The sequence below is a fragment of the Alteromonas sp. BMJM2 genome, assembly GCF_027257845.1.
Taxonomy (GTDB): Bacteria; Pseudomonadota; Gammaproteobacteria; order Enterobacterales; family Alteromonadaceae; genus Alteromonas.
Genome location: NZ_JAPVOT010000001.1, coordinates 266,806 through 287,374 on the forward strand (window position 1 = coordinate 266,806; position 20,569 = coordinate 287,374).

Annotated in this window: 18 protein-coding genes; 17 read left to right on the forward strand and 1 reads right to left on the reverse strand. The window is 44.1% G+C overall.

Annotated features, from left to right (window positions below):
* Positions 1 to 151: 151 nt before the first annotated feature.
* Genes O9X84_RS01160 through O9X84_RS01180 form a run of 5 tightly spaced genes read left to right on the forward strand, consistent with a single transcriptional unit; the run spans position 152 to position 4,665 of the window.
* Positions 152 to 889, forward strand: coding sequence for a cytidylyltransferase domain-containing protein (locus O9X84_RS01160; RefSeq protein WP_269517664.1), 738 nt, complete (start codon positions 152 to 154; stop codon positions 887 to 889).
* Positions 886 to 1,953, forward strand: a complete 1,068-nt coding sequence (locus tag O9X84_RS01165; RefSeq protein WP_269517665.1) for a polysaccharide pyruvyl transferase family protein — start codon at positions 886 to 888, stop codon at positions 1,951 to 1,953. Before O9X84_RS01160 ends, O9X84_RS01165 begins: the two co-directional genes overlap by 4 nt.
* Positions 1,950 to 2,936 (forward strand): N-acetylneuraminate synthase family protein, encoded by a 987-nt coding sequence (locus tag O9X84_RS01170; RefSeq protein WP_269517666.1) that lies wholly within the window; start codon positions 1,950 to 1,952, stop codon positions 2,934 to 2,936. The genes O9X84_RS01165 and O9X84_RS01170 overlap by 4 nt, the downstream gene beginning before the upstream one ends.
* Complete coding sequence (locus O9X84_RS01175) at positions 2,936 to 3,859, forward strand: hypothetical protein (protein ID WP_269517667.1); 924 nt, start codon at positions 2,936 to 2,938, stop codon at positions 3,857 to 3,859. The genes O9X84_RS01170 and O9X84_RS01175 overlap by 1 nt, the downstream gene beginning before the upstream one ends.
* Positions 3,856 to 4,665 (forward strand): methyltransferase domain-containing protein, encoded by an 810-nt coding sequence (locus O9X84_RS01180; RefSeq protein WP_269517668.1) that lies wholly within the window; start codon positions 3,856 to 3,858, stop codon positions 4,663 to 4,665. Before O9X84_RS01175 ends, O9X84_RS01180 begins: the two co-directional genes overlap by 4 nt.
* 49 nt (positions 4,666 to 4,714) lie before the next feature.
* Here the strand turns inward: O9X84_RS01180 and O9X84_RS01185 are convergent, their stop codons facing one another.
* Positions 4,715 to 5,755 (reverse strand): polysialyltransferase family glycosyltransferase, encoded by a 1,041-nt coding sequence (locus tag O9X84_RS01185; protein WP_269517669.1) that lies wholly within the window; start codon positions 5,753 to 5,755, stop codon positions 4,715 to 4,717.
* A 236-nt stretch (positions 5,756 to 5,991) separates the two neighbouring features.
* Between O9X84_RS01185 and O9X84_RS01190 the strand changes: the two genes are divergently transcribed.
* The 12 genes from O9X84_RS01190 to fliL all read left to right on the forward strand — a co-directional run bounded on the left by O9X84_RS01190 (position 5,992) and on the right by fliL (position 20,564).
* Complete coding sequence (locus O9X84_RS01190) at positions 5,992 to 6,789, forward strand: flagellin (RefSeq protein WP_269517670.1); 798 nt, start codon at positions 5,992 to 5,994, stop codon at positions 6,787 to 6,789.
* A 182-nt stretch (positions 6,790 to 6,971) separates the two neighbouring features.
* On the forward strand, positions 6,972 to 8,435 hold the full coding sequence (locus tag O9X84_RS01195; protein ID WP_269517671.1) for a sigma-54 dependent transcriptional regulator: 1,464 nt from the start codon (positions 6,972 to 6,974) through the stop codon (positions 8,433 to 8,435).
* A 136-nt stretch (positions 8,436 to 8,571) separates the two neighbouring features.
* Complete coding sequence (locus O9X84_RS01200) at positions 8,572 to 9,801, forward strand: sensor histidine kinase (protein ID WP_269517673.1); 1,230 nt, start codon at positions 8,572 to 8,574, stop codon at positions 9,799 to 9,801.
* 18 nt (positions 9,802 to 9,819) lie between these two features.
* Entirely contained in the window at positions 9,820 to 11,163 is a 1,344-nt protein-coding gene (locus tag O9X84_RS01205; RefSeq protein ID WP_269517674.1) for a sigma-54-dependent transcriptional regulator, read from the forward strand.
* Positions 11,164 to 11,432: 269 nt separating this feature from the next.
* Positions 11,433 to 11,780 carry a flagellar hook-basal body complex protein FliE gene (fliE, locus tag O9X84_RS01210; protein ID WP_269517675.1) on the forward strand — a complete coding sequence of 116 codons (348 nt, stop codon included), beginning with the start codon at positions 11,433 to 11,435 and terminating at the stop codon, positions 11,778 to 11,780.
* Between the two features lie 12 nt (positions 11,781 to 11,792).
* Positions 11,793 to 13,490: a flagellar basal-body MS-ring/collar protein FliF gene (gene fliF / locus O9X84_RS01215; RefSeq protein ID WP_269517676.1), complete on the forward strand. Its 1,698-nt coding sequence runs from the start codon at positions 11,793 to 11,795 to the stop codon at positions 13,488 to 13,490.
* A gap of 12 nt (positions 13,491 to 13,502) precedes the next feature.
* Complete coding sequence (gene fliG, locus O9X84_RS01220) at positions 13,503 to 14,543, forward strand: flagellar motor switch protein FliG (protein WP_032094402.1); 1,041 nt, start codon at positions 13,503 to 13,505, stop codon at positions 14,541 to 14,543.
* 61 nt (positions 14,544 to 14,604) lie between these two features.
* Entirely contained in the window at positions 14,605 to 15,387 is a 783-nt protein-coding gene (gene fliH, locus O9X84_RS01225) for a flagellar assembly protein FliH (protein ID WP_269517677.1), read from the forward strand.
* Positions 15,380 to 16,708 (forward strand): flagellar protein export ATPase FliI, encoded by a 1,329-nt coding sequence (gene fliI, locus O9X84_RS01230; protein ID WP_269517678.1) that lies wholly within the window; start codon positions 15,380 to 15,382, stop codon positions 16,706 to 16,708. Before fliH ends, fliI begins: the two co-directional genes overlap by 8 nt.
* Entirely contained in the window at positions 16,708 to 17,154 is a 447-nt protein-coding gene (fliJ, locus tag O9X84_RS01235; protein ID WP_032094405.1) for a flagellar export protein FliJ, read from the forward strand. Before fliI ends, fliJ begins: the two co-directional genes overlap by 1 nt.
* 497 nt (positions 17,155 to 17,651) lie before the next feature.
* The gene (locus O9X84_RS01240) at positions 17,652 to 19,844 is read left to right on the forward strand and encodes a flagellar hook-length control protein FliK (RefSeq protein ID WP_269517679.1); all 2,193 of its coding nucleotides are present in this window, start codon (positions 17,652 to 17,654) and stop codon (positions 19,842 to 19,844) included.
* Positions 19,845 to 20,027: 183 nt separating this feature from the next.
* On the forward strand, positions 20,028 to 20,564 hold the full coding sequence (fliL, locus tag O9X84_RS01245; protein ID WP_269517681.1) for a flagellar basal body-associated protein FliL: 537 nt from the start codon (positions 20,028 to 20,030) through the stop codon (positions 20,562 to 20,564).
* Positions 20,565 to 20,569 lie beyond the last annotated feature (5 nt).

A 20,569-nucleotide genomic window follows, 5' to 3' on the forward strand; every position in this document is an offset into this window, starting at 1 on the left:
AGTTAGTTGTAAAGCAGCAAATAAAAAACGAAAGAAATTTCAAAACCAGTCGATACTTTCATTATTGTGCGATGGGAAAAAGAAAAGTGTTTAGTGTTTTGAACGATTTAGTTTGCACTTCTTTGCGCAATATCAAACATAGATTAGGACAGTGAAACGTTTAAATATGAAAATTGTACCGGTTATTCTCGCTCGAGCAGACTCTACAAGGCTTCCTGGTAAAGTGCTTGCGCCCATTTATAGCGGGCGCTCCATTGTGCAGCACTTGTGTGAACAAGTTCATATTCTTGCTAGTGAGATAGACTGTATCGCCCCTCCTATTCTAGCGACCTCCCACCGAAAGCAAGACGATGAAGTGGGAAAGTTGGGAGAGTTGAACAATATTGAGGTACATCGAGGAGATTTACAGCCTCTTGTCCGGCTGTGCGAAATTGCCAGCAGCAAACAGAATGTATGGTTATGGCGCTTGAATGCTGACAGCCCTCTGATATTATTCCCGCTAATAAAGCATGTTGCTGATATTAAGAATAAAATTAATAGTTCTACACCACTTGTAACGAATTTAGTGAATAGAACTTTTCCTTACGGTATTTCACTTGAAATGTTTCGCTCTAGCTGGCTGAACAACTTGAAAGAAACACGATTTACACAAGATGAGAGTGAAAATATTACCCACATTAAAGATAGGCTAGATGAATCGGATATATATAGTGTTGAGGCTAATGATTTAGGCATAAGCTCTTTTCAATCAACTGTTCGTCTTACTATCGACTACGACTATGACGCCGATTTTTTCAATTCGCTTTGGAACAAGCGGGCTTTTGTTAGCACGGAGATTGGAAGCATCGAGCGAATCACTTACGCTTACAAAGAACGACAAAAATTATGAGATATAATATTTATCATATATGCCCTTTCGGGCACGGCTTCAACATTGGCAACTTTCTCATTCAACAAGCAGTGAGACGAATTGTTGAGCGTCATTGTAATGGAGGGGTTAATTTTATAACTATCCCCGCTGCTGGTTTCGGAGCGAAGTCTGGCTTAACAAAAAAGACCATTTACGACATAAACCAGACTGCGTCGGGTGTCATTATAGGTGGCGGTAATCTGTTCGAGAATGGCGAGATTGAATTTGATAAGGGGGCGCTGAGGGCGTTGAGGAAGCCGATGCTAGTTTATTCGTCCTCATACGGCCATATTTACGGCCCGGATCTTTCTTACGTCAGACGCACTGATGCTATCAACGATAATGAGTTGGTTACGTTGCTAGAGCACGCAGATGTTGTGCTTTCAAGAGATCAAGCAACATACAATCATATCGAATCTTTAATGCGCCATCCCGACCATTTGGTGGGAGGATGCCCCTCCGTCTACATTTCTGACTTAGCGAATACCGAGTTTTCAAAAGGAGAACAGGACGAGAATCGATTCCCCCTTTTAGCGGTGCGTAATCCAGAACAAATGAATATTCCTCTTTCACAAAAGATGAAAATTCACCACTTATCAGAGCAGTGTATTGAGTTGATGGAATCGCGCTCCAATGAAAAAGTAAAGGTACTATGTAACGACCAGCGAGATATTGAGTACGCGATGTCTTTTGGTAAAGAAATTTTATATACCAGTGACGTTTACGAGTATTTCAATATTCTCAATAATGTAGAGCTTGCGGTTTCGTTTAGGGTGCACACCAGTTTACCGCTGTGGTCGCTAGGAAGGCCAACGTTGAACCTCTCTTATGATGAGCGTTCAGAAAGTCTCATAAAAACGTTAGATATGGAAAAATGCGATCTCAATATTATTGAGCGTCGCGATTCGATTAAAGATGATTTGAAGAATCACATTGAAAATATGCCGGATTCAGTGTCAATACCTCCTCGCTGGGATGAGTTACACGACATTCAGGTTAAAGGTATAAACCGTTTCCTAGACAAATTGAGGCCCGTAAAATGAAAATAATTGCAGAAGCAGCGATGAACCATTTCGGGTCCGTGCCACTTTTGTGGGAAAACACCAAAATTGCCTTGGATGCTGGCGCTGATTACGTAAAGTTCCAGTTAATTAAAGATGAGACGCTGTATGCGCCTGGTGAGTATGAATATGGTACCTATAACATTGATGATGTTCGGTGGCTGAGGCATCATTCTCGAGTTCCCCATGATCAATATAAGGCAATTGCAGAGAGGGCTTCTCAAAAAGCCGGTTACCGATGCGTTACATCTACACCATTTGATTTGGCGTCATTAGACGAGTTATTAGAAACCAACCCGCCTTTTATCAAAATAGCGAGTGGCGATAATAACTATAATGAATTACTGGCAGCCGCCGGGAAAAGCGGTTTCCCTGTTATCATTTCTACCGGCATGTCAACGATTGAGCAAATTGACCAGTCTGTAGAGCAGTTACTAAAACATACGTCAAATATCGTATTAATGCATTGCGTTGCAGAGTATCCGCATGATCTAGAAAACTCCATGCTTGGCAGTATACCTTTCCTTAAATCACGTTATAACGTCCCTATCGGGTTCTCTGATCATTCTGAAGGATATGGGGCCGCGGTTCTCGCTGCTTCTATGGGGGTTGAATGGATAGAAAAGCATTTCTCTTTGTCTCCAGCTAATGGCGGGCTAGATGTAAAACACTCTCTCGATGGTGAACAGCTGCAGACTTTTTGTAAAATGGTTAAGCAAACTAAAGCGGCACTCGAGGGAGTGCGTTCAGAGCCAACAGACGCTGAACTATATACGGCAAAGCGTGCAAGAAGAGGTCTGTATTTCAATACTGATTTACCAAAGGGGCACATTATAACAAAGGAAGATATTGTCTTCTTGCGTCCTGAGAGAGACTTCGCTTTAGAAGGATTAGAGAAAGTGCTAGGTAGAAAGCTGCTGAATGAAGCGGTTGCAGGGACACCAATTAAAAAGTCTGATATCTAATGAACACTAGTGTGAATGCCCTTATTGTCGCTGAAATTGGAAAACAAGTAGGATGGGGGCATGTGGCACGTGCACATATATTAAAAACTCTGCTGTCTCCATACATTGCAGTAACGGTGAAGGTAGTTAATCGTGAGCCTTGGGATTCAACGATACTCGCCGAGGAATTTGCTCTTAAGGAATTAGTCGATGCGGATATCGCGTTTCTTGATGGTTTGTCACTTAAGTACGAGTCAGATCGTTTTATTAAAGCGCCTAGTAAAATCTCGCTTTCATACATATCCGATGTGAATGATGTTGTAGATCTCGTTGTAGCTCCAGCTCTAAACGGTATGCCGACACAATCTCACTTTATAACAGATTTATCTGCGATGCTGTGTAATAACCCCTGTGCTGGCTCGGTATTAGACGCCGAGCGAGTACTGGAAAGCAAAATTGTGGGAGTGTGTATGGGTGGTGGAGATGCTGATGGCGTCGCGCCTGAAATAGTGAATGCAATTGAGCGTAGAGGGTTTGAAGCATTTATGTATCCTACATCGTCAATGCAGAAGGTTTCTCTTGACGCATTTTTAAAGCGAAAATTATTGGGGACAGAGCATCAGCCATTTCCATATGCATCGATGAAGCATTGCCATACTGTAATTTGTCAAGGTGGCTTGAGCGCCGTTGAACTCGCGTTAATGGGAATGCCTACTGTTATTAGGCGTAGAGAACAATTTAGCGACGCATACCGCTTTTTGCACGATCACGGTTGCGCCTTACCTACAAATTTGAACTCAATATCTGAAATAGTCAACGGTGTTGAAAAGATTATTCAAGACACTGTTTTGTGGCGTGGGATGTCAAGGGCAGGGTCAGTGTTGAACGCGCGACTGAGTGAATCTTTTTGGTTATCACTAGTTAATAATATAATGAGAAAATGACAATGAAAGAATGCCGATTTTGCAATGGAACAGATTTAAAAGTATGGACCGGAAAATACTATCGTTGTAACGACTGTCTTTATATTTGCACTGTACCGGCTCCTTCTACAGAAGAAATAGATGCGCATTATGCAAATTACCACGAACAAAATCATCAAGCATCTGAAACTAAAAATAAAGCAAGGGCAATTTCTTATATCCAAGAGATTGACTGGATAAAACGACAAACTAATAGACCGCTGAAAGGGCCTGTTTTCGATTATGGGGCGTCTGGCGGATATTTTTTGGATGCGTTGGTCGAGCATGGTGGTATCAACACAGATGTTGCTTTTGGGGATGACTTATCACCCGGCGCAAGAGAAACTCTGGCGCAAAAAGGTTATCGACTTCCTATCGAAAGTGCGGAAAAGGGCGAAATGCAGTTGGTTGTTTTACGCGGCGTACTAGAGCACGTTTTAGATTTTAGAACGTTGCTTAAAGAGCTTACCTCATTGGTAGCAGATGATGGGTACTTTTTTATAACGGCCACGCCTGATTCGAGCTCAACACTTGCAAATGTTTATCGCGAAAAGTGGGTGCAACATCATTACCCAAGTCACTTCCAGCATTTTTCTTCAGCTCTTGTAGATCAGCTATTCGCAGAGCTTGGCTTCACGTTGGCTGACCACGTTGACCTTTACAAAGAATCAGTCTATCGCTCTGATAGTGATGACAGTAACTGGTTAGCCGTTATTCAACATGACAAACCAGGACAAAAACACGCTTATTGGGGGTCGATGATGACTAGGCTTTATAAGCGGTTTTAATCGCGTAATGGGGTTTCACTCTCAAGAAATCAAAAAATAGGTTCACATTTTACAACGAGTAAACCTGCATTCTTTTCGAGTAATATTGATAAATAATGTTGAGAAAGGCAAGGTCAGTGACATAGCTGCTCCTTGTTTTTTTGACTTTTAGTTCAGGGTTGAAAAGTGCTTCTGGTATTTTGAAAGATGCAACGTTTAATCCTTTCTGAAACTTCGCAATATTCCATAAGGAGGTCGATAAAAAGCCACAGATGGTGTGTGGTGGGTTAGGTATGCTAGTAACATAGTTTTCCGCAGTGTCTATTGTATCTACTATGTTAAAACCCTCCATCGATGTCAGCTTATTCAGAAATGCAGAATCCTCCCTTGGGTGCGGTAAATACGTCACTTCTTTGCCATCGTAAAATGATTTCACATTGAGCAAGCATCTTAGATAATCTTCATCTGTCATATGTTTTATTTTCACAAACGGTTGACCAATAAATAGCACTTTGTCTTTGTCTGTTTCATCGTGTGAATAACACAATCGAGTCATCTTATTATTCACAACATTGAAATAGTCGCAGCTTAGATAGTCGAAAACGGTGAAAAGGTTATACTTGATGGGTGCTAACTTCCACAAGTTATGTTTCCTTTTCACTTGCTCTATTTCGTTCTGGCGTATCACAGATTTACTCACTGACATGTCAAAATAGATACCGTTTTCCATTAAACTATGGACGGCAAGCAAGGTGCCTGTACCATCATCCATGAGAAACGTTGATTCGATGCGCAAAGAATTAACAATGTCGACAAAAATGTATAGGCGAGCATCTGCAAAAAAAACAAGTTCAAAATTTTGCGCCTTTAGAAAGGGAATATGCTGCGCATACGCGTTAGTTCCTTTTTCAATGTCGAAGTCATCTCTAATGCAGTAAATTTTTTTTGCGTTAAGAGGGAGTATTCTCTCCATCATAAGACGCCACTTTTCGTTTCGGTTACTCGTTACGATGAAAAACGTAATTTCTGCTATCTCAAATTGTTTAATAGCTTCTAGGGCATTGATTACGTGCAGTGGTGTTTGAACGAGAAATAGTGCAGATTTACCCATCAATTAACATTCCAGTGATTATTGCTTATGCATTAGTGTTTGGACGACGAATTAGAAATTATTACCAATAATTGCAGGTACTTAGTGTTCTACTCATTGTTATTCTAGTTTTTAAACGTATTAATTACTATACCTGCGTCTACAGTTTGTGGTGTAGAAAAAAACAGCAATCATGCTATACTATTATTAGTAAAAGTTTTAAATTGGCTGCGTCAATATTCAGGAGGCGGTAAGCTATGCAAATCAATAATGACGGCGTTTCATCATTACTAGGTCAAGTACAAGAAAAGCAAAACAATCTTTTCGAGAAACTCGCCTCTGGCAAAAAGGTTAATAATGCGCTGGATGACGCGTCTGCACAACAAATCATCGACCGTTTAACCTCCGAAGTTGAAGGTAATCGTCAAGCCGTCAATAATGTGTATGACGGTATTTCAGTGGCGCAAGTAGCAGAGGGCGGATTAGGCAGCATTAATTCCGACGTCGACAGAATTCGCGAGCTTACTATTCAGTCAGGCAATGGCATTTTAAGCGCAGGCGATCGCCGCTCTATTCAGTCTGAAATTACTCAGCTTCAAGAAAACATCTCACAAACCATTGAGCAGACAAATTTTGCTGGTAAGCCTTTGTTATCCGATAACGGTTCGTTAAATTTTCAGGCAGGTGCAAGCTCTGAACAATCCATCAGCGTGCAGACTCAAGACATTGCTGCGCAACTAAGTGGTGTACTCAGCATCGATATTACTTCGGGAACGAGCGTAAATGATGCATTATCTGCTGCCGATTCCGCGCTTGAAATAATTGGTGGCGCTAGAGGCGATCTCGGTGCAACGCAAAATCGTTTTGAGAGTGCAGCGAGAACACTAACACAATCTAATGTAAACACGGCTGAGGCCCGCAGCAGGATCCAAGATCTTGATTTTGCACAAGCGTCTTCGCAGCGTGCGTCTAACGATGTTCAATCACAAGCCGCACTTTCCGTACAGGCACAGGCTAATCAGCAGCAAGGCCAGGTATTGGCATTGCTTAATTAATCAATTCTGTATTTAAATTAACCTATTGGTTCTAATTTCTACAAATTAACCGAAAGAAGCAGGGTAACCTGCTTTTTTTATTGCTATATTTCCGCAAACATCGGTTGCAGAGTTAACTTTTACAGTTACACTTTGCTTATGCGCTACACTATAAATAATAACCGAGCGTCATTGGGGAATAGATGAAGGACATATTGCTGGTTAGTGATAATCAGGAACTCATTCAAAACTTAGAAACGATAGTCACTTTCATGGGCGAACCGTGTTTGTCGCGAGGGTTTGATGATTGTGATTCGTACCTGTCTTCTGCCGGCGCCGATGCTGTACTTATCGATTACACATCAGCTGCTACAGTAAACAAGTTGGTCGCAAAGTTTCCCCACATCCCTTTTGTTGCACTAGTACACAATGAAGGTGAAGCCAACGTTAATTGTAATATGGTTAGCGTTATCAGCACGCCACTGACCTACCCAGTATTAACCCAAGCCATTCATCGCTGCCAAGAGTACGCGCGACGAAAGCCTAACTTATCGAAATCCGCAGGTACGAAAACACGGCTTTTCCGAAGTCTGGTGGGCAAGAGCGAGCAAATTCAAATTGTACGGCGCTTAGTTGAGCAGGTGGCTCCTACCGATGCCACGGTACTCATACTCGGTGAGTCAGGCACGGGTAAAGAAGTCGTTGCTCGAAATGTACATTTTTTCTCTGAACGTAAAGACGGCCCGTTTATTCCTGTGAACTGCGGTGCTATTCCAGGAGAACTTTTAGAAAGTGAACTCTTTGGGCATGAGAAAGGCGCTTTCACCGGAGCGATTAGTGCCAGAAAAGGTCGTTTTGAACTCGCAGAAGGCGGTACCTTGTTTCTCGATGAAATAGGCGATATGCCCCTTCAAATGCAGGTAAAGTTGCTTCGTGTACTGCAAGAGAAAACATTTGAACGAGTAGGCGGAACCAAGCCCTTAAAATGCGATGTTCGCATTGTGGCCGCTACGCACCGTGATTTAGAGACGATGATAAGCCAGGATAAATTTCGTGAAGACTTATATTATCGGCTCAACGTGTTTCCAATTGATAGCCCCGCCTTGCGCCAACGAAAAGACGATATCCCACTATTGCTGCAAGAGATCAACAGCCGTATAAAAGTCGACGGTGTTGATGGGGTTCGTTTTACCGAACGAGCAATTTCATCGCTTATGGAGCATGAGTGGGCAGGTAATGTTCGAGAGCTCTCCAACTTAGTAGAGCGACTTACCATTCTTTACCCTGGCCACATTGTGGATATAAGCGATCTCCCCGAAAAGTACCAGCATGGTGATGCTGTTGCCTATGAGCCAGATTACCCTGAAGAAATACTCGAACGCGAAGCATTTAATACCTTATTTGCGGAATCTGCTGCGCGGGAGCAACTCGAAGACCAAGAAGAGGCTACAGAGACTACCCAAGACAACTTTATTTCTTCTACGTTGCCGGAAGAGGGGGTTAATCTTAAAGAATATCTGTCAGAGCTTGAAGTAAAACTCATTCGCCAAGCGCTAGAATGTCAAGAATGGGTAGTGGCTAGAGCCGCAGATAAGTTAGGAATGCGCAGAACCACGTTAGTGGAGAAAATGCGTAAATACGATATCCAACGTACTGAGGATGCCTAACGTCAGGTATTTGACGTCATTGTTGTTATCAAAATTTCGTGCTAAGTCTTTGAAAGTATTGTAAAAGTAAAACTGGCACGTCTTCTGCTTTAGTTAAGCCATATTTCGTTAACGTCTGCAATTTGACGAGGGTTATATGGCTTACGACGGCTCACAAACAAATTCCGAATACGCTGCTTCACGCTTTGTTTTTAATGGTTCGAAAAGCGAAGATAGTCCAGCCATCTCTTTCACAGAGGTCAACTTTCCTGTAAGAGACGAGTTTAAGTCAGAACATCGTTTTGAAGACGCAAAAGACGACGAAAAAGCGCAGAAGGCTGCAGCTAATACAGCCCCATCCTCTGAAGAAGTGAATTCGCTTAGACTTCAAGCAAGCCGCCTAGAGCATCTTCTTCAAGTCATGCCCGCAGGTGTTATCGTTCTTGATGGCAAGGGCATTGTGCGCCAGGCTAACGACCAAGCCAAAAATCTACTCGGCGAGCCTCTTGAAGAAGAAATTTGGCGACGTATCATCACCCGCTCCTTTAAGCCAAGAGCCGATGACGGCCATGAAGTATCACTCGTTGATGGACGCAGAGTTAAGCTGTCAATAACACCTCTTGATAATGAACCAGGCCAACTTATTGTCATCACTGACTTAACTGAAACGAGAGAGCTTCAGGCTCGGGTAAGTCACATGCAGCGGCTATCCTCGTTAGGAAAAATGGTTGCCTCGTTAGCGCATCAGATACGAACGCCGTTATCAGCGGCGGTACTGTATGCATCTAACCTAACTCGCAAAAATTTGCCCGAAAATGCCTCGCAACAGTTTGCCTATAAGCTAACTGACCGTCTTAAAGAGCTAGAGAGCCAGGTCAACGACATGCTGTTGTTTGCAAAGTCAGGTGAGCAGCAGGTGGTAAGTGAAATTACACTGCCAGAACTGTTTACGGCCTTAGAGTCAAATGCCCACGCGATGACGTCGCAGGAGCAACAAACGTTGGTATTCAAAGGTTTTGACAGCACAGCGTCAATTACTGGTAACTTAACGGCGCTGCAAGGTGCGTTACTCAACCTTATACATAACGCCAGTCAGGTAACCCCTAAGGGCTTCGAGATAATCGTAGAAGCAAAGCTAGATAAAGGTTCTTTGATAATTGAAGTCACAGATAGTGGCACTGGCGTGCCAAACGCCATCAAATCAAAAATATTCGAACCCTTCTTCACCACTAAAACTCATGGCACAGGTCTGGGATTAGCGGTCGTTAAGTCGGTTATCAATGCACATGACGGTGTGTTAAATGTCGGTGATGCAGAAAGTGGTGGCGCATGTTTCAGTGTTAGCTTGCCGTGTAAAACCCACAACATGCTGACTAACGTCGCGTAAATTCAGAGGAGAATATCAATGTCTAAAACTACTATTTTGATTGTTGAAGATGACGCAGGTTTACGCGAAGCACTGTTTGACACCTTACTGCTTGGTGACTATGACGTGATTGATGCTGATTGCGCTGAGTCTGCTCTTATGATTCTGTCTGCTAAAAAGATAGATTTGGTGGTAAGTGATATTCAAATGGGTGAAATGAGTGGGCTCACGCTGCTAAAAAACATTAAAGCAAAATATCCAAGCATGCCGGTGCTGTTGATGACAGCCTATGCGACCATTGATGATGCAGTCCAAGCCATGCGAGATGGCGCCACTGACTACTTATCAAAGCCATTTGCACCAGAGGTGCTGTTAAACCTGGTAGGTCGATATGCACCAGCGCAAAAAATAGAGTCGCGAACGCCTATCGTTGCCGATCCATCGAGTATTAAGCTACTTGAGCTTTCTCGAAAAGTGGCAAAATCTGAAGCGACTGTGATGGTGCTAGGACCAAGTGGTTCGGGTAAAGAAGTTATTTCTCGCTACATTCACGACCAATCTAACCGCAGTGAAGCGCCATTTGTGGCAATTAATTGCGCCGCTATTCCAGAAAATATGCTCGAGGCCACTTTATTTGGCTATGAAAAAGGGGCATTTACCGGCGCGGTTCAAGCCTGCCCTGGTAAATTTGAGCAAGCTCAAGAGGGGACCTTGCTACTCGATGAAATTACCGAGATGGACTTAGCGCTACAAGCCAAGCTTTTACGGGTTTTGCAAGAGCGTGAAGTGGAAAGGTTGGGTGGTCGAAAAACAGTAAAATTGAATGTGAGAGTTATTGCCACGAGTAACCGAGACTTACGTAAGGCGGTTGATAACGGCGAATTCAGAGAAGATTTATACTACCGATTAAATGTTTTCCCTATTGAGTGGCGTCCACTATCAGAGCGCCCAGGTGACATAGTGCCTTTGGCCGAACATCTTATTACCCGCCACGCAAGCCAGCAAGGGTTGGGCAACATTAGGCTGAGTGCGGCAGGGCGCAGTAAACTATCTCAATATCAGTGGCCGGGAAATGTACGAGAGCTTGAAAACGTGGTACAGCGAGCGCTTATTTTATGTGAAAACGGTGAGATAGATTCTAGCGATTTAATGATAGATGAAAGTGTATCTCTTACTGCGGATACGCCTATCTCATCAGAAACAAATGAAGACAGTCACCTAGGCTCAGAGCTGCGGTATCAAGAACACCAAATTATTTTGGATACATTGGCGTCGTGTAATGGAAAACGCAAAGACGTGGCTGAAAAGCTTGGTATAAGCCCTCGTACCCTTCGCTATAAGTTGGCACGTATGCGCGACGATGGTATCGAAGTACCAGCCTAGCGTTACTCAGGACTTTTTGACAAAAAAGACTAACAAAAAATACCGTCGCCATTAATGACATTTTTGGTGGCGGTTTTTTGTTGCCATTAGTCAAAACTCTTCTCCACACTACGTCATTATTTTGGCTTCTTAAGTTTAATTGTTTTAAGTGTCTGATTTTTATTGCTTTAAATTGGGTTGAAAACTTGGCAAGCCCTTTGCAAATCCTCCCTTATATAATAAATATGTGACCGACAATCGTCGCAATTCATTGATTCTTAGGAGTGGTTATGGACGTTAAAGCCAACAGCTTGTACCAAGAAATGCAAAGTATGATTGGGCAAACTCGTCTTCCAGTTAACGAGCTACAACCCTCAAATGGGCTGCAACCTAGCAATGAGATAAACACATCTGCAAGTGATTTCTCCACAATGCTTAAACACGCTGTCGATGGCGTTAATGATATGCAGTTAGAATCCAAAACTATGCAGCAACGCTTTGAAATGGGCGATCCAAACTTGAGCCTTGCTGAAGTCATGCTTGCGAAAGAAACCTCAGGCATTGCGTTCGAGGCAACGGTTCAGGTACGCAATAAAGTACTTGAAGCATATAAAACAATCATGAACATGCCGGTGTAGGTGGAGTAGGTTATGGCTGAGGCAACAGGCACAAATTTATCTATCCCAGATCAAGGGAATGGAATGGATGGCGAGCCGGAAAACAAATCAGGCTTTATGGACACCCTAGGCAGCGCCGACATGATGCGTCAAGTGGCGTTAGTCGTTGTATTAGTCATCTGCGTGGCAATCGCTATCTTCATTTTCATGTGGTCGCAAGAGGCAGATTATCGGCCGCTAGCCAAAATGGAAACTCAAGAGTTAATTGAAACCCTTGATTACATGGACGCCAACCAAATTGATTATAAGCTTGAGGGCAACACGGTATACGTAAGAACCGATGAGTTTCAAACCATCCGGCTAGGTATGACGCGACAAGGTCTAAATAACCCTACTGAGACCGGTACAGACATCATCATGCAAGATATGGGGTTTGGTGTTAGTCAGCGGGTTGAAATGGAGCGTCTTAAGCATGCTCGCGAGCAGCAGATTGCATCAACCATTCAGGATATGTCGAGTATTCAAAAAGTACGTGTTTTGCTGGCTATGCCTAAAGAAAATGTATTTGCGCGAAGAGAGAAAAAAGCGTCCGCTACGGTAGTACTAACCGCTAAGCGAGGCTCAGTTATCACTGGCGAAGAAGTTGATGCAGTGGTGGATATTGTTGCATCAGCAGTACAAAACCTCGACCCATCAAAAGTAACAGTCACCGACAGCAATGGACGGCTACTCAACTCTGGCTCACAAGATTCATTAAGTGCACGGGCTAGAAAAGAATATGAAATTGAACGTCAGCGCGAGCAAGAATATTTAGAAAAAATTGATGCCATACTTATCCCAGTATTGGGCATCGGTAATTATACTGCCCAAGCAGACGTATCGATGGATTTTACCGCGATGGAGCAAACTCAGCGTAGCTACAATCCAGATTTACCCGCAGTACGAAGCGAAATGATTATGGAAGAAAACAGCGTTGGCGGCGGTGTAGGCGGCATTCCTGGCGCGCTTTCTAATCAGCCACCACTCGATTCTAATATTCCTGAAAATGCCACTGGTACAGCAAGTCAACAAACCGTGCCTGGACGCACCGCAAAAGAGTCAACACGTAACTATGAACTCGATACCACAATCAGCCACACTAAAAAGCAATCTGGCGTTATCCGCAGATTAAGTGTGTCTGTGGCGGTAGATTATACCCAAGTGGCGGGCGAAGATGGCACAATGACACCGTCACCTCGCAAACAAGAAGAAATACTCAACATTCGTCGATTACTACAAGGTGGTGTAGGTTTTGACGTTACGCGGGGAGACTCTCTTGAAGTGGTGAGTGTACCTTTCATGCGCATGGATACGGGTGAAGTTGAGGATATCCCACTGTGGAAGGATCCAGAACTTCTTCCTATTATTAAGCTCATTATTGGTGGATTGGTTATAATAGTACTGATCATCTTTGTTATCCGCCCAATGTTACGTCGCTTGATCAACCCAGATGAAACGAAAGAGGTTGATGACTTCGATGCTGACGAAGGTTTAGATTTAGGCGACGATACCATTAGCATGCTGTCGACAGATTTCGACGAGGGGCAAGTTGGCTTTGCCGCAGATGGCTCGCTTATGCTGCCTGATCTACACAAAGACGAAGATGTATTAAAAGCCGTACGTGCCCTAGTTGCGAACGAACCTGAATTATCAGCCCAAGTTGTGAAGGGCTGGTTGATGCAAGACGAGTAGTGAGAAAATATTATGGCCGAAGAACTTGCCAACGTTGAAGACCAGTCCTACGACGTCAGTAAATTAGAAGGCGTTGAAAAGGCAGCAATATTGCTTTTGAGCTTGTCTGAAGAAGATGCCGCGCAAATACTTAAGCACTTAGAGCCAAAGCAGGTACAAAAGCTCGGCAGTGAGATGGCGAAAGTCGATGATATGACACAAACCAAAATCACGGCGGTGCACAAGCATTTCATTGAAGAGATTCAAAACTACAGTACCATCGGGTTTCAGAGTCAAGACTTTGTTAAGCGAGCACTTACTGCGGCCCTTGGCGAAGACAAAGCCGCCAATCTTATTGATCAAATACTCATGGGAAGCGGTGCGAAAGGCCTCGATTCACTTAAGTGGATGGACTCCAAGCAGGTGGCCAGCATTATTCGAAATGAGCACCCGCAAATACAAACTATTGTGCTGTCTTATTTAGAGCCGGAACAAAGTGCAGAGATTTTGGCTCAGTTCCCAGAGAAAGTGCGGTTAGACCTCCTTATGCGTATTGCTAATCTTGAAGAAGTACAGCCTGCAGCCTTACAAGAGCTTAATGAGATTATGGAGAAACAGTTCGCGGGTCAGGCCGGAACACAAGCTGCGAAAATGGGCGGTTTGAAGTCTGCTGCCAATATCATGAACTACCTAGATACCTCCATTGAAGGGCAGCTAATGGATGCAATACGCGAGCAAGACGAAGAAATGAGTCAGCAAATTCAAGACTTGATGTTCGTTTTCGACAATTTAATCGATGTTGATGACAAAGGTATTCAGGCTATTCTTCGCGAAGTGCAGCAAGACGCTCTACTTAAATCAATTAAAGGTGCAGATGAAGAGTTGAAAGATAAGATCATGCGCAACATGTCAAAACGTGCGGCGGAAATGCTTAACGATGACCTTGAGGCGCTCGGTCCGGTGCGTATCTCTGAAGTTGAAGTGGCGCAGAAAGAGATTCTTTCAGTGGCCCGTCGACTTTCTGACTCTGGCGAAATTATGCTTGGCGGCGGTGGCGGCGAAGAGTTCTTGTAGTAGTGCCTTTCAATACTGATTTGCCTTCAAATACTGTTGCCTTCAAATACTGGGAAAAATGATGTCTACGAACAAAGGCTTTAGTGAAAGCGAAGCAAGCGATGCTAAAAAATGGGACCTGCCATTTGTCGAAGATGCCAGTGCGAAAAAAAATGACGGCACAACTAATGCCTTAAATCGTCGCTCAGACTGGAAGTATGAGCCCCCAGAAGAAGTAGAAGAAATTGCTCCGCCAACTGCGGATGAAATTGAGGCTATTCGTCAAGCAGCATTTGATGAGGGGATGAGCGATGGAAAGGCTGCCGGCTATGAAGAAGGAAAAGCCCAAGGGCTAGAAGAAGGACTTCAAGAAGGCCGTGAAAAAGGCCACGCAGAAGGGTTGGCCCAAGGCCTAGAAGAGGGGCAGTCTAAAATAGCGACGCAGACTGAGCAATGGCAGATGCTTGTTGATAAGTTACATGATCCACTCTCCCAAGCGAATGATGAGACCCGCGACCAGCTAGTGAAGCTGGCAGTTACCCTAGCCAAAGCGGTCATTAAAACTGAAATTAATACGAACAAAAACGTGATTGTACAGGCTCTTAGCGAGGGCATAAAAGCGTTGCCCATCAATCAAAACGAATACCAAATACATTTACACCCTGACGATATCACTATTGTGAACGAGCATTTTTCTGAAGAGGAAGTGGAGAAAAAAGGGTGGAATTTAATCGCCGCGCCAAACATGGAGCGAGGGGGATGCGACATCGTGACAACGCAAAACGCAGTGGATGTTTCTGTTGAACGACGCTGTCGAGAAGTGATTGATCGCTTTCTATTAAACCAAGGTTTGAACGATGACTAGTCCTTGGCACAATCACTTTGAATCACTGACCAAGCAGGTGGCATCGGTACCAATCGTTGCGGCGGGTAAGCTTGTTCGGGGTATTGGATTAACGCTTGAAGCAGTAGGGTGTCAACTTCCCGTCGGAAGCCAGTGTTTAGTGCAAACTATAGAAGGTGAAATTGAAGCCGAAGTAGTAGGGTTTGGCGATGACATTACGTATTTAATGCCTACCGAAGCGGTTAGAGGCATTGTTCCCGGTAGTAGAGTGATGCCTTTGAATCGACAGGGTGGTTTACCCGTGGGAATGGGATTATTAGGCAGGGTAGTTGATGGTAACGGTCAGCCGCTCGATGGCCTTGGTGAAATTGAAGCTGAGCATCGTGCTCCCACCACGCGTCCTCCAATGAACCCGCTTATAAGACGACCTATTAATGCTGCCATGGATGTAGGCGTTCGCGCTATCAATGCGCTAAATACGGTAGGGGTTGGACAGCGCATGGGCTTATTCGCCGGCAGTGGCGTGGGTAAAAGTGTGCTGTTAGGAATGATGACAAGAGGCTGCGAAGCGGACGTTGTGGTCGTTGGCCTAGTGGGAGAGCGTGGACGAGAAGTGAAAGAATTTATTCATGATATTCTCACCGAAGAAGAGCGTCAGCGCGCAGTAGTAGTCGCTGCACCAGCGGATACATCACCGCTAATGCGACTAAAAGGCTGTGAAACCGCAGTAACAATAGCAGAGTATTTTCGCGACAAGGGAATGAAAGTGCTGCTTTTAATCGATTCCCTCACGCGTTATGCCATGGCGCAGCGTGAAATAGCATTAGCCGTGGGAGAGCCGCCGGCAACAAGAGGCTATCCACCTTCCGTGTTTGCGCGGTTGCCAGCATTGGTAGAGCGAGCCGGCAACGGGAGTGAAAAGCAGGGATCAATCACTGCGTTTTATACAGTGTTAACAGAAGGTGATGATTTACAAGACCCAGTAGCAGATGCCGCAAGAGCTATACTTGATGGCCACGTAGTGCTATCTCGTTCATTGGCAGACAGTGGGCATTATCCCGCCATTGATATTGAAGCGTCCATTAGTCGAGTGATGCCGCAAGTTGTGAGTGAAGAGCATCAATTAATGGCCAGACGCATTCGTCAGGTTTATTCTCAATACAAACAAAATCAAGATCTCATCTCAATTGGTGCATATGCGAAAGGGTCTGACCCTCGTATTGACTTAGCCATTAGGGCAGAACCTGCCATTAACGCTTTTTTGCAGCAGGGCATGAATCAAGTATTAGCTTATGACGAAAGCCTAGAAGGTATGGCAGCACTCGCGAAAGGGTTAGGATAATGTCGAAACAATTAGAGCGGTTGGCTGAGTTTGAAAAGGAAAAAGAGCAGCGAGAGGCGCGGTTTTATCAGCAGGCACAGCTTAATGTGAATCAGCAAAAGCAAAAGCTATCTAGTTTAGAGCAATATCGCGTCGATTATATTAAGGGTATACAACAAACCGGACAGTCTGGTGTCACTGCCACTTACTACCAACAGCATCTGTCATTTGTGGGCAAGCTCGACAAAGCATGCGAACAACAAATGCACATTATTGGCCAAGCAAAAGTGGCCGCAGACCAACGCAAGCAAATGTGGCTTAAACAGCAGCAGAAGGTAAAAGCGGTCACGCTTTTACTTGATAAAAAGCGAATAGCAAAAGAGCAAAAAGAGGCGAAGGCCGAGCAGGCCATGATGGATGAGTTTGCCACGCAGCGATTTATTCGCTCAAAGCGTTCCGTGTTTTAATCTATATTCCCGCAAACCTTGCTAATCCAATTTCAATCCTAATGACTTACCAAATCGGCTCTCAACCCCGTGGCCTTCAGCTTTATATCTCAAGTGGAATAATTCCTTTGTTTATTTTTTTGTGCTGACGCTAAAAATCTATTGGCGCGGCCTTTGCTAAGTCTATTAATAGTCCACGGATTTTAAGAATACGAAGCAAGGCTAAGCGAAGTTATTAGCTCCATTGAAAAACAAATAGTAACAAAGCGCATCGTTTGGAACGTTTATTGCTTTTTCTGTTATTGGGTATCGCTAATCATGGCGAAGAAAGCAAGAAAGACCATTAGGCCTTTACACCGTTGTTAATGCAAATCGTAGGTTTAAAAATACCTTTATAAAAAAGGATGTTGTTAAAGGGTTTAACTTACATGTAGTTACATTTTTATTTGCGTACATACAACGATATAACTTTTTAGATTACTGGCTTTGCCGGTGAACGTGTAGGACGGTAGAAAATCATGCAACAAGTTGCCGCAAATAAAACAGACATTGCCGCATTGCCCTTCTCGGCATCTTCCACAGCAAAAGCGGTGGGGTCAGGCCTAGACAGTCATGCTCAGGGACAAAATAGCGACGCCTTTAATAGACTTTACCAAGAGGCAAAAAATGCTGGTCGTGACTTCGTATTAAATGGCAACTCCGCTAATTTGGAAAAGGGAAGCCCACCTGTACACACTAATTTACCTAAAAATGACGATGAGCCGAGCAATTCTACTCATCCACTTTCGCAAAGCCCCTCGCACAAAAAACTGGGTACTTCCGACGGCACTGACTCCTTATCACCTAGCAATGAAGGCATTTCGATAGTTCAAGAGCAGAAAGGTTTATCGATTGATAAGGAAGAGTCTTTAGTCATCGGGCCGGTGATAGATAAACAAATCATTATTGGCCCTGATGGCAAGAAAGTGTTGTCAGAGCCCGTCACTGGTGAGCCTGCTCCAGAACCGGATTGGATAGCACTCGTTGAAGGCATCACTAAAAATGGATTTGGACAGACTGCTAGCGACAGCAGCACGCAAGTTGGCAGCGATGAAGGGATTGGTAGTACTAGCAACAGCACTCAGGCTATGAATGCCGAGGGGCTAGACGACAGTAACGGCGTTATTGATGCAGTTTCTGAATTAATGTCTCAGTTACAGTCTATGAAAGAGAACGATGTAGCCTCTAATCAAACCTTAGCTGATAAATTAACTGCGCTAAGTCATTTGCTTAATAAACAAATCGAAAATACTGATGCGAAAGACGCTACAGAGAACGAAAGCACAGATACATTGAGTGAGTTGCTTGCAGTGCTAACAGGCTCAGAGTCTTCAGAGTCTTCAGAGTCTTCAGAGGGGCAAGAGGGGGGCAATTTAGGCGGCGCTAATTTAGTAAACGCTATTTCAGAAGATGCTAGGAGTGAAGAGAGAGCACAAGAAGCGTTTATACTCAGTTTAGCTCAAGATGCACTTTCAACCGTAACTAATGACAGGCTAAGCAATGCGCTATCTATAGATAATGCAGGTGAAACTGCCACTGTGCAAATTGGCAGCAATATAGATAGGTTGCATGAAGAGTTAACTGACGCGGATGTTTTAGATGTAGATGTGCCAGCTCAAACTACTTCAGATTTAGAAGCCGAGCAGAATTTACTTACTGCTGTTCAGCAAGAGGCTTCTACCAAAATAGCGGCATCCGCTGCTGTGGTTAATGGAGAAAGTGCTAATTTACCGAGTGCTGCGTCTGCCCCCAATAAAGATGGAGACAACTCTGTGGCGAACTTAGAGGCGGCTACCTTAAGCGATGAGTCTCTTTTAATGGCAATTAATAAATTACCGCCTGAAACGGCGCAAAAAGCGACAGAAGCCTTTGCCGAACGAATGGTTGCTCTTGTGCCAAATAGTCAGCAGCAACAGGCAGTGAAAACAAATATTATTGCGGGCATTAACGAATTCCAAAAGCAGGTTGAGCAGGGGCATCAGCCTGGTATCGACTTATCAGCAATAGTTGCCGACGCTGCAAAAGATGCTGCACTTAGCAGCGATGTATCAGCCGCTCTGAATTCGAGAGTCGATGCTCAAGCAGGGCAGTTTATGCAGTTAATGAACAACGCCCAAAGCAGTATCCATCAAATCGTGCAGAATCAGTTAGCGCAAGTTGATACAACGATTAATGAGAATAGCCAGATACGTTCAGAGTCCTCTAAACTTCAACAGCAGTTTGAAGGTTTTGATAAGGCCGTTAATATTCATAAGCCAGAAGGGCAGCAGCAGCTGAATGAGAAAATTCGCTGGATGGTTAACGCCAGAAATACGATGGCAGAGATTCGTCTAGATCCGCCAGAGCTAGGCAGCATGCAGGTGCGTGTCAACGTGCAGGGCGATGCGGCTAGCGTAAGCTTTATCGTGCAATCTCAACAAGCTAAAGACGCCCTTGCCGACACGATGCCAAAACTTAGAGACATGCTATCAGATCAAGGTATTGAGCTTGGCGATGCTCAAGTAAGAAAAGATAACTCACAAAACGGTGAAAGTGGTCAGCAACTTGCAGGTCAAAGTGGAAGTGGTCAGGCACAGCGTGGAAATAATGACGCTGAGTTTGGTGACGACACTCGAGTGATTGAACAAGCGGTAACAAGAGAAGCAAAAGGCGGTATTGATTATTACGCTTAGCTTTTTTGGCTAGAGCTTTTTCAGCAAAGTAAGTTTTATGCTGGTTTTTCACCGAGCAGTTGCGCTCAAACAGTGTATATCAGCAAATATCTGCAAATTTTGACTAAGGCAGCATTGCGATTTTTACCTGAAGTCTGATAATACAGGCTTTGTGGTACTTAATAAGATATAGAAGAGATTTCCATGGCAGATGAAGAGTTACAGGTAGAAGAAGGCGGCGAAAAGAAAAGTAAATTGATGCTTATCATCATTATTGCTGTCGTCGTCATTGGCGGAGCGGCGGGTGCTTACTTTTTCCTTTTTGCAGGCAGTGATGAACCTGCAGCAGAGCAACTCCCTGAAACAGAGGCCGCAGCAGCTGCAGCGCCAGCCACACAAGGTGGCAGTGCAGAAATTGGAACGGCACTTTATGTGGCCATGCCAAGACCCTTTGTGTTTAACGTGCCTGGTGGTGGACGTGATCGCCTAGTGCAAATAAAAGTGCAACTTTTAGTCCGCGGCTCTGACAACGAAGAACTTGTAAAAACACATATCCCTTTAATTGAAGGTACTCTGTTACAAACCTTTAGTATGTCAAATGCTGAAGATTTAGTCACTGAAGCGGGCAAAATAGAACTTCGTGAACAGGCTGTTAGCGAAGTGAAAAAAGCACTGGAAGAAAACGATATAGGTAGCAACGTAGTGGAGCGAGTGTTATTCACTGGCTTTGTGATGCAGTAGCAGTT

Excerpts from the sequence above, each read along its gene's own strand:
- O9X84_RS01165 (WP_269517665.1), top strand. The coding sequence starts at position 886 with ATGAGATATAATATTTATCATATATGCCCTTTCGGGCACGGCTTCAAC.
- O9X84_RS01170 (WP_269517666.1), top strand. The coding sequence starts at position 1,950 with ATGAAAATAATTGCAGAAGCAGCGATGAACCATTTCGGGTCCGTGCCA.
- O9X84_RS01175 (WP_269517667.1), top strand. The coding sequence starts at position 2,936 with ATGAACACTAGTGTGAATGCCCTTATTGTCGCTGAAATTGGAAAACAA.
- O9X84_RS01180 (WP_269517668.1), top strand. The coding sequence starts at position 3,856 with ATGACAATGAAAGAATGCCGATTTTGCAATGGAACAGATTTAAAAGTA.
- O9X84_RS01185 (WP_269517669.1), bottom strand. The coding sequence starts at position 5,755 with ATGGGTAAATCTGCACTATTTCTCGTTCAAACACCACTGCACGTAATC.
- O9X84_RS01190 (WP_269517670.1), top strand. The coding sequence starts at position 5,992 with ATGCAAATCAATAATGACGGCGTTTCATCATTACTAGGTCAAGTACAA.
- O9X84_RS01195 (WP_269517671.1), top strand. The coding sequence starts at position 6,972 with ATGAAGGACATATTGCTGGTTAGTGATAATCAGGAACTCATTCAAAAC.
- O9X84_RS01200 (WP_269517673.1), top strand. The coding sequence starts at position 8,572 with ATGGCTTACGACGGCTCACAAACAAATTCCGAATACGCTGCTTCACGC.
- O9X84_RS01205 (WP_269517674.1), top strand. The coding sequence starts at position 9,820 with ATGTCTAAAACTACTATTTTGATTGTTGAAGATGACGCAGGTTTACGC.
- fliE (WP_269517675.1), top strand. The coding sequence starts at position 11,433 with ATGGACGTTAAAGCCAACAGCTTGTACCAAGAAATGCAAAGTATGATT.
- fliF (WP_269517676.1), top strand. The coding sequence starts at position 11,793 with ATGGCTGAGGCAACAGGCACAAATTTATCTATCCCAGATCAAGGGAAT.
- fliG (WP_032094402.1), top strand. The coding sequence starts at position 13,503 with ATGGCCGAAGAACTTGCCAACGTTGAAGACCAGTCCTACGACGTCAGT.
- fliH (WP_269517677.1), top strand. The coding sequence starts at position 14,605 with ATGTCTACGAACAAAGGCTTTAGTGAAAGCGAAGCAAGCGATGCTAAA.
- fliI (WP_269517678.1), top strand. The coding sequence starts at position 15,380 with ATGACTAGTCCTTGGCACAATCACTTTGAATCACTGACCAAGCAGGTG.
- fliJ (WP_032094405.1), top strand. The coding sequence starts at position 16,708 with ATGTCGAAACAATTAGAGCGGTTGGCTGAGTTTGAAAAGGAAAAAGAG.
- O9X84_RS01240 (WP_269517679.1), top strand. The coding sequence starts at position 17,652 with ATGCAACAAGTTGCCGCAAATAAAACAGACATTGCCGCATTGCCCTTC.
- fliL (WP_269517681.1), top strand. The coding sequence starts at position 20,028 with ATGGCAGATGAAGAGTTACAGGTAGAAGAAGGCGGCGAAAAGAAAAGT.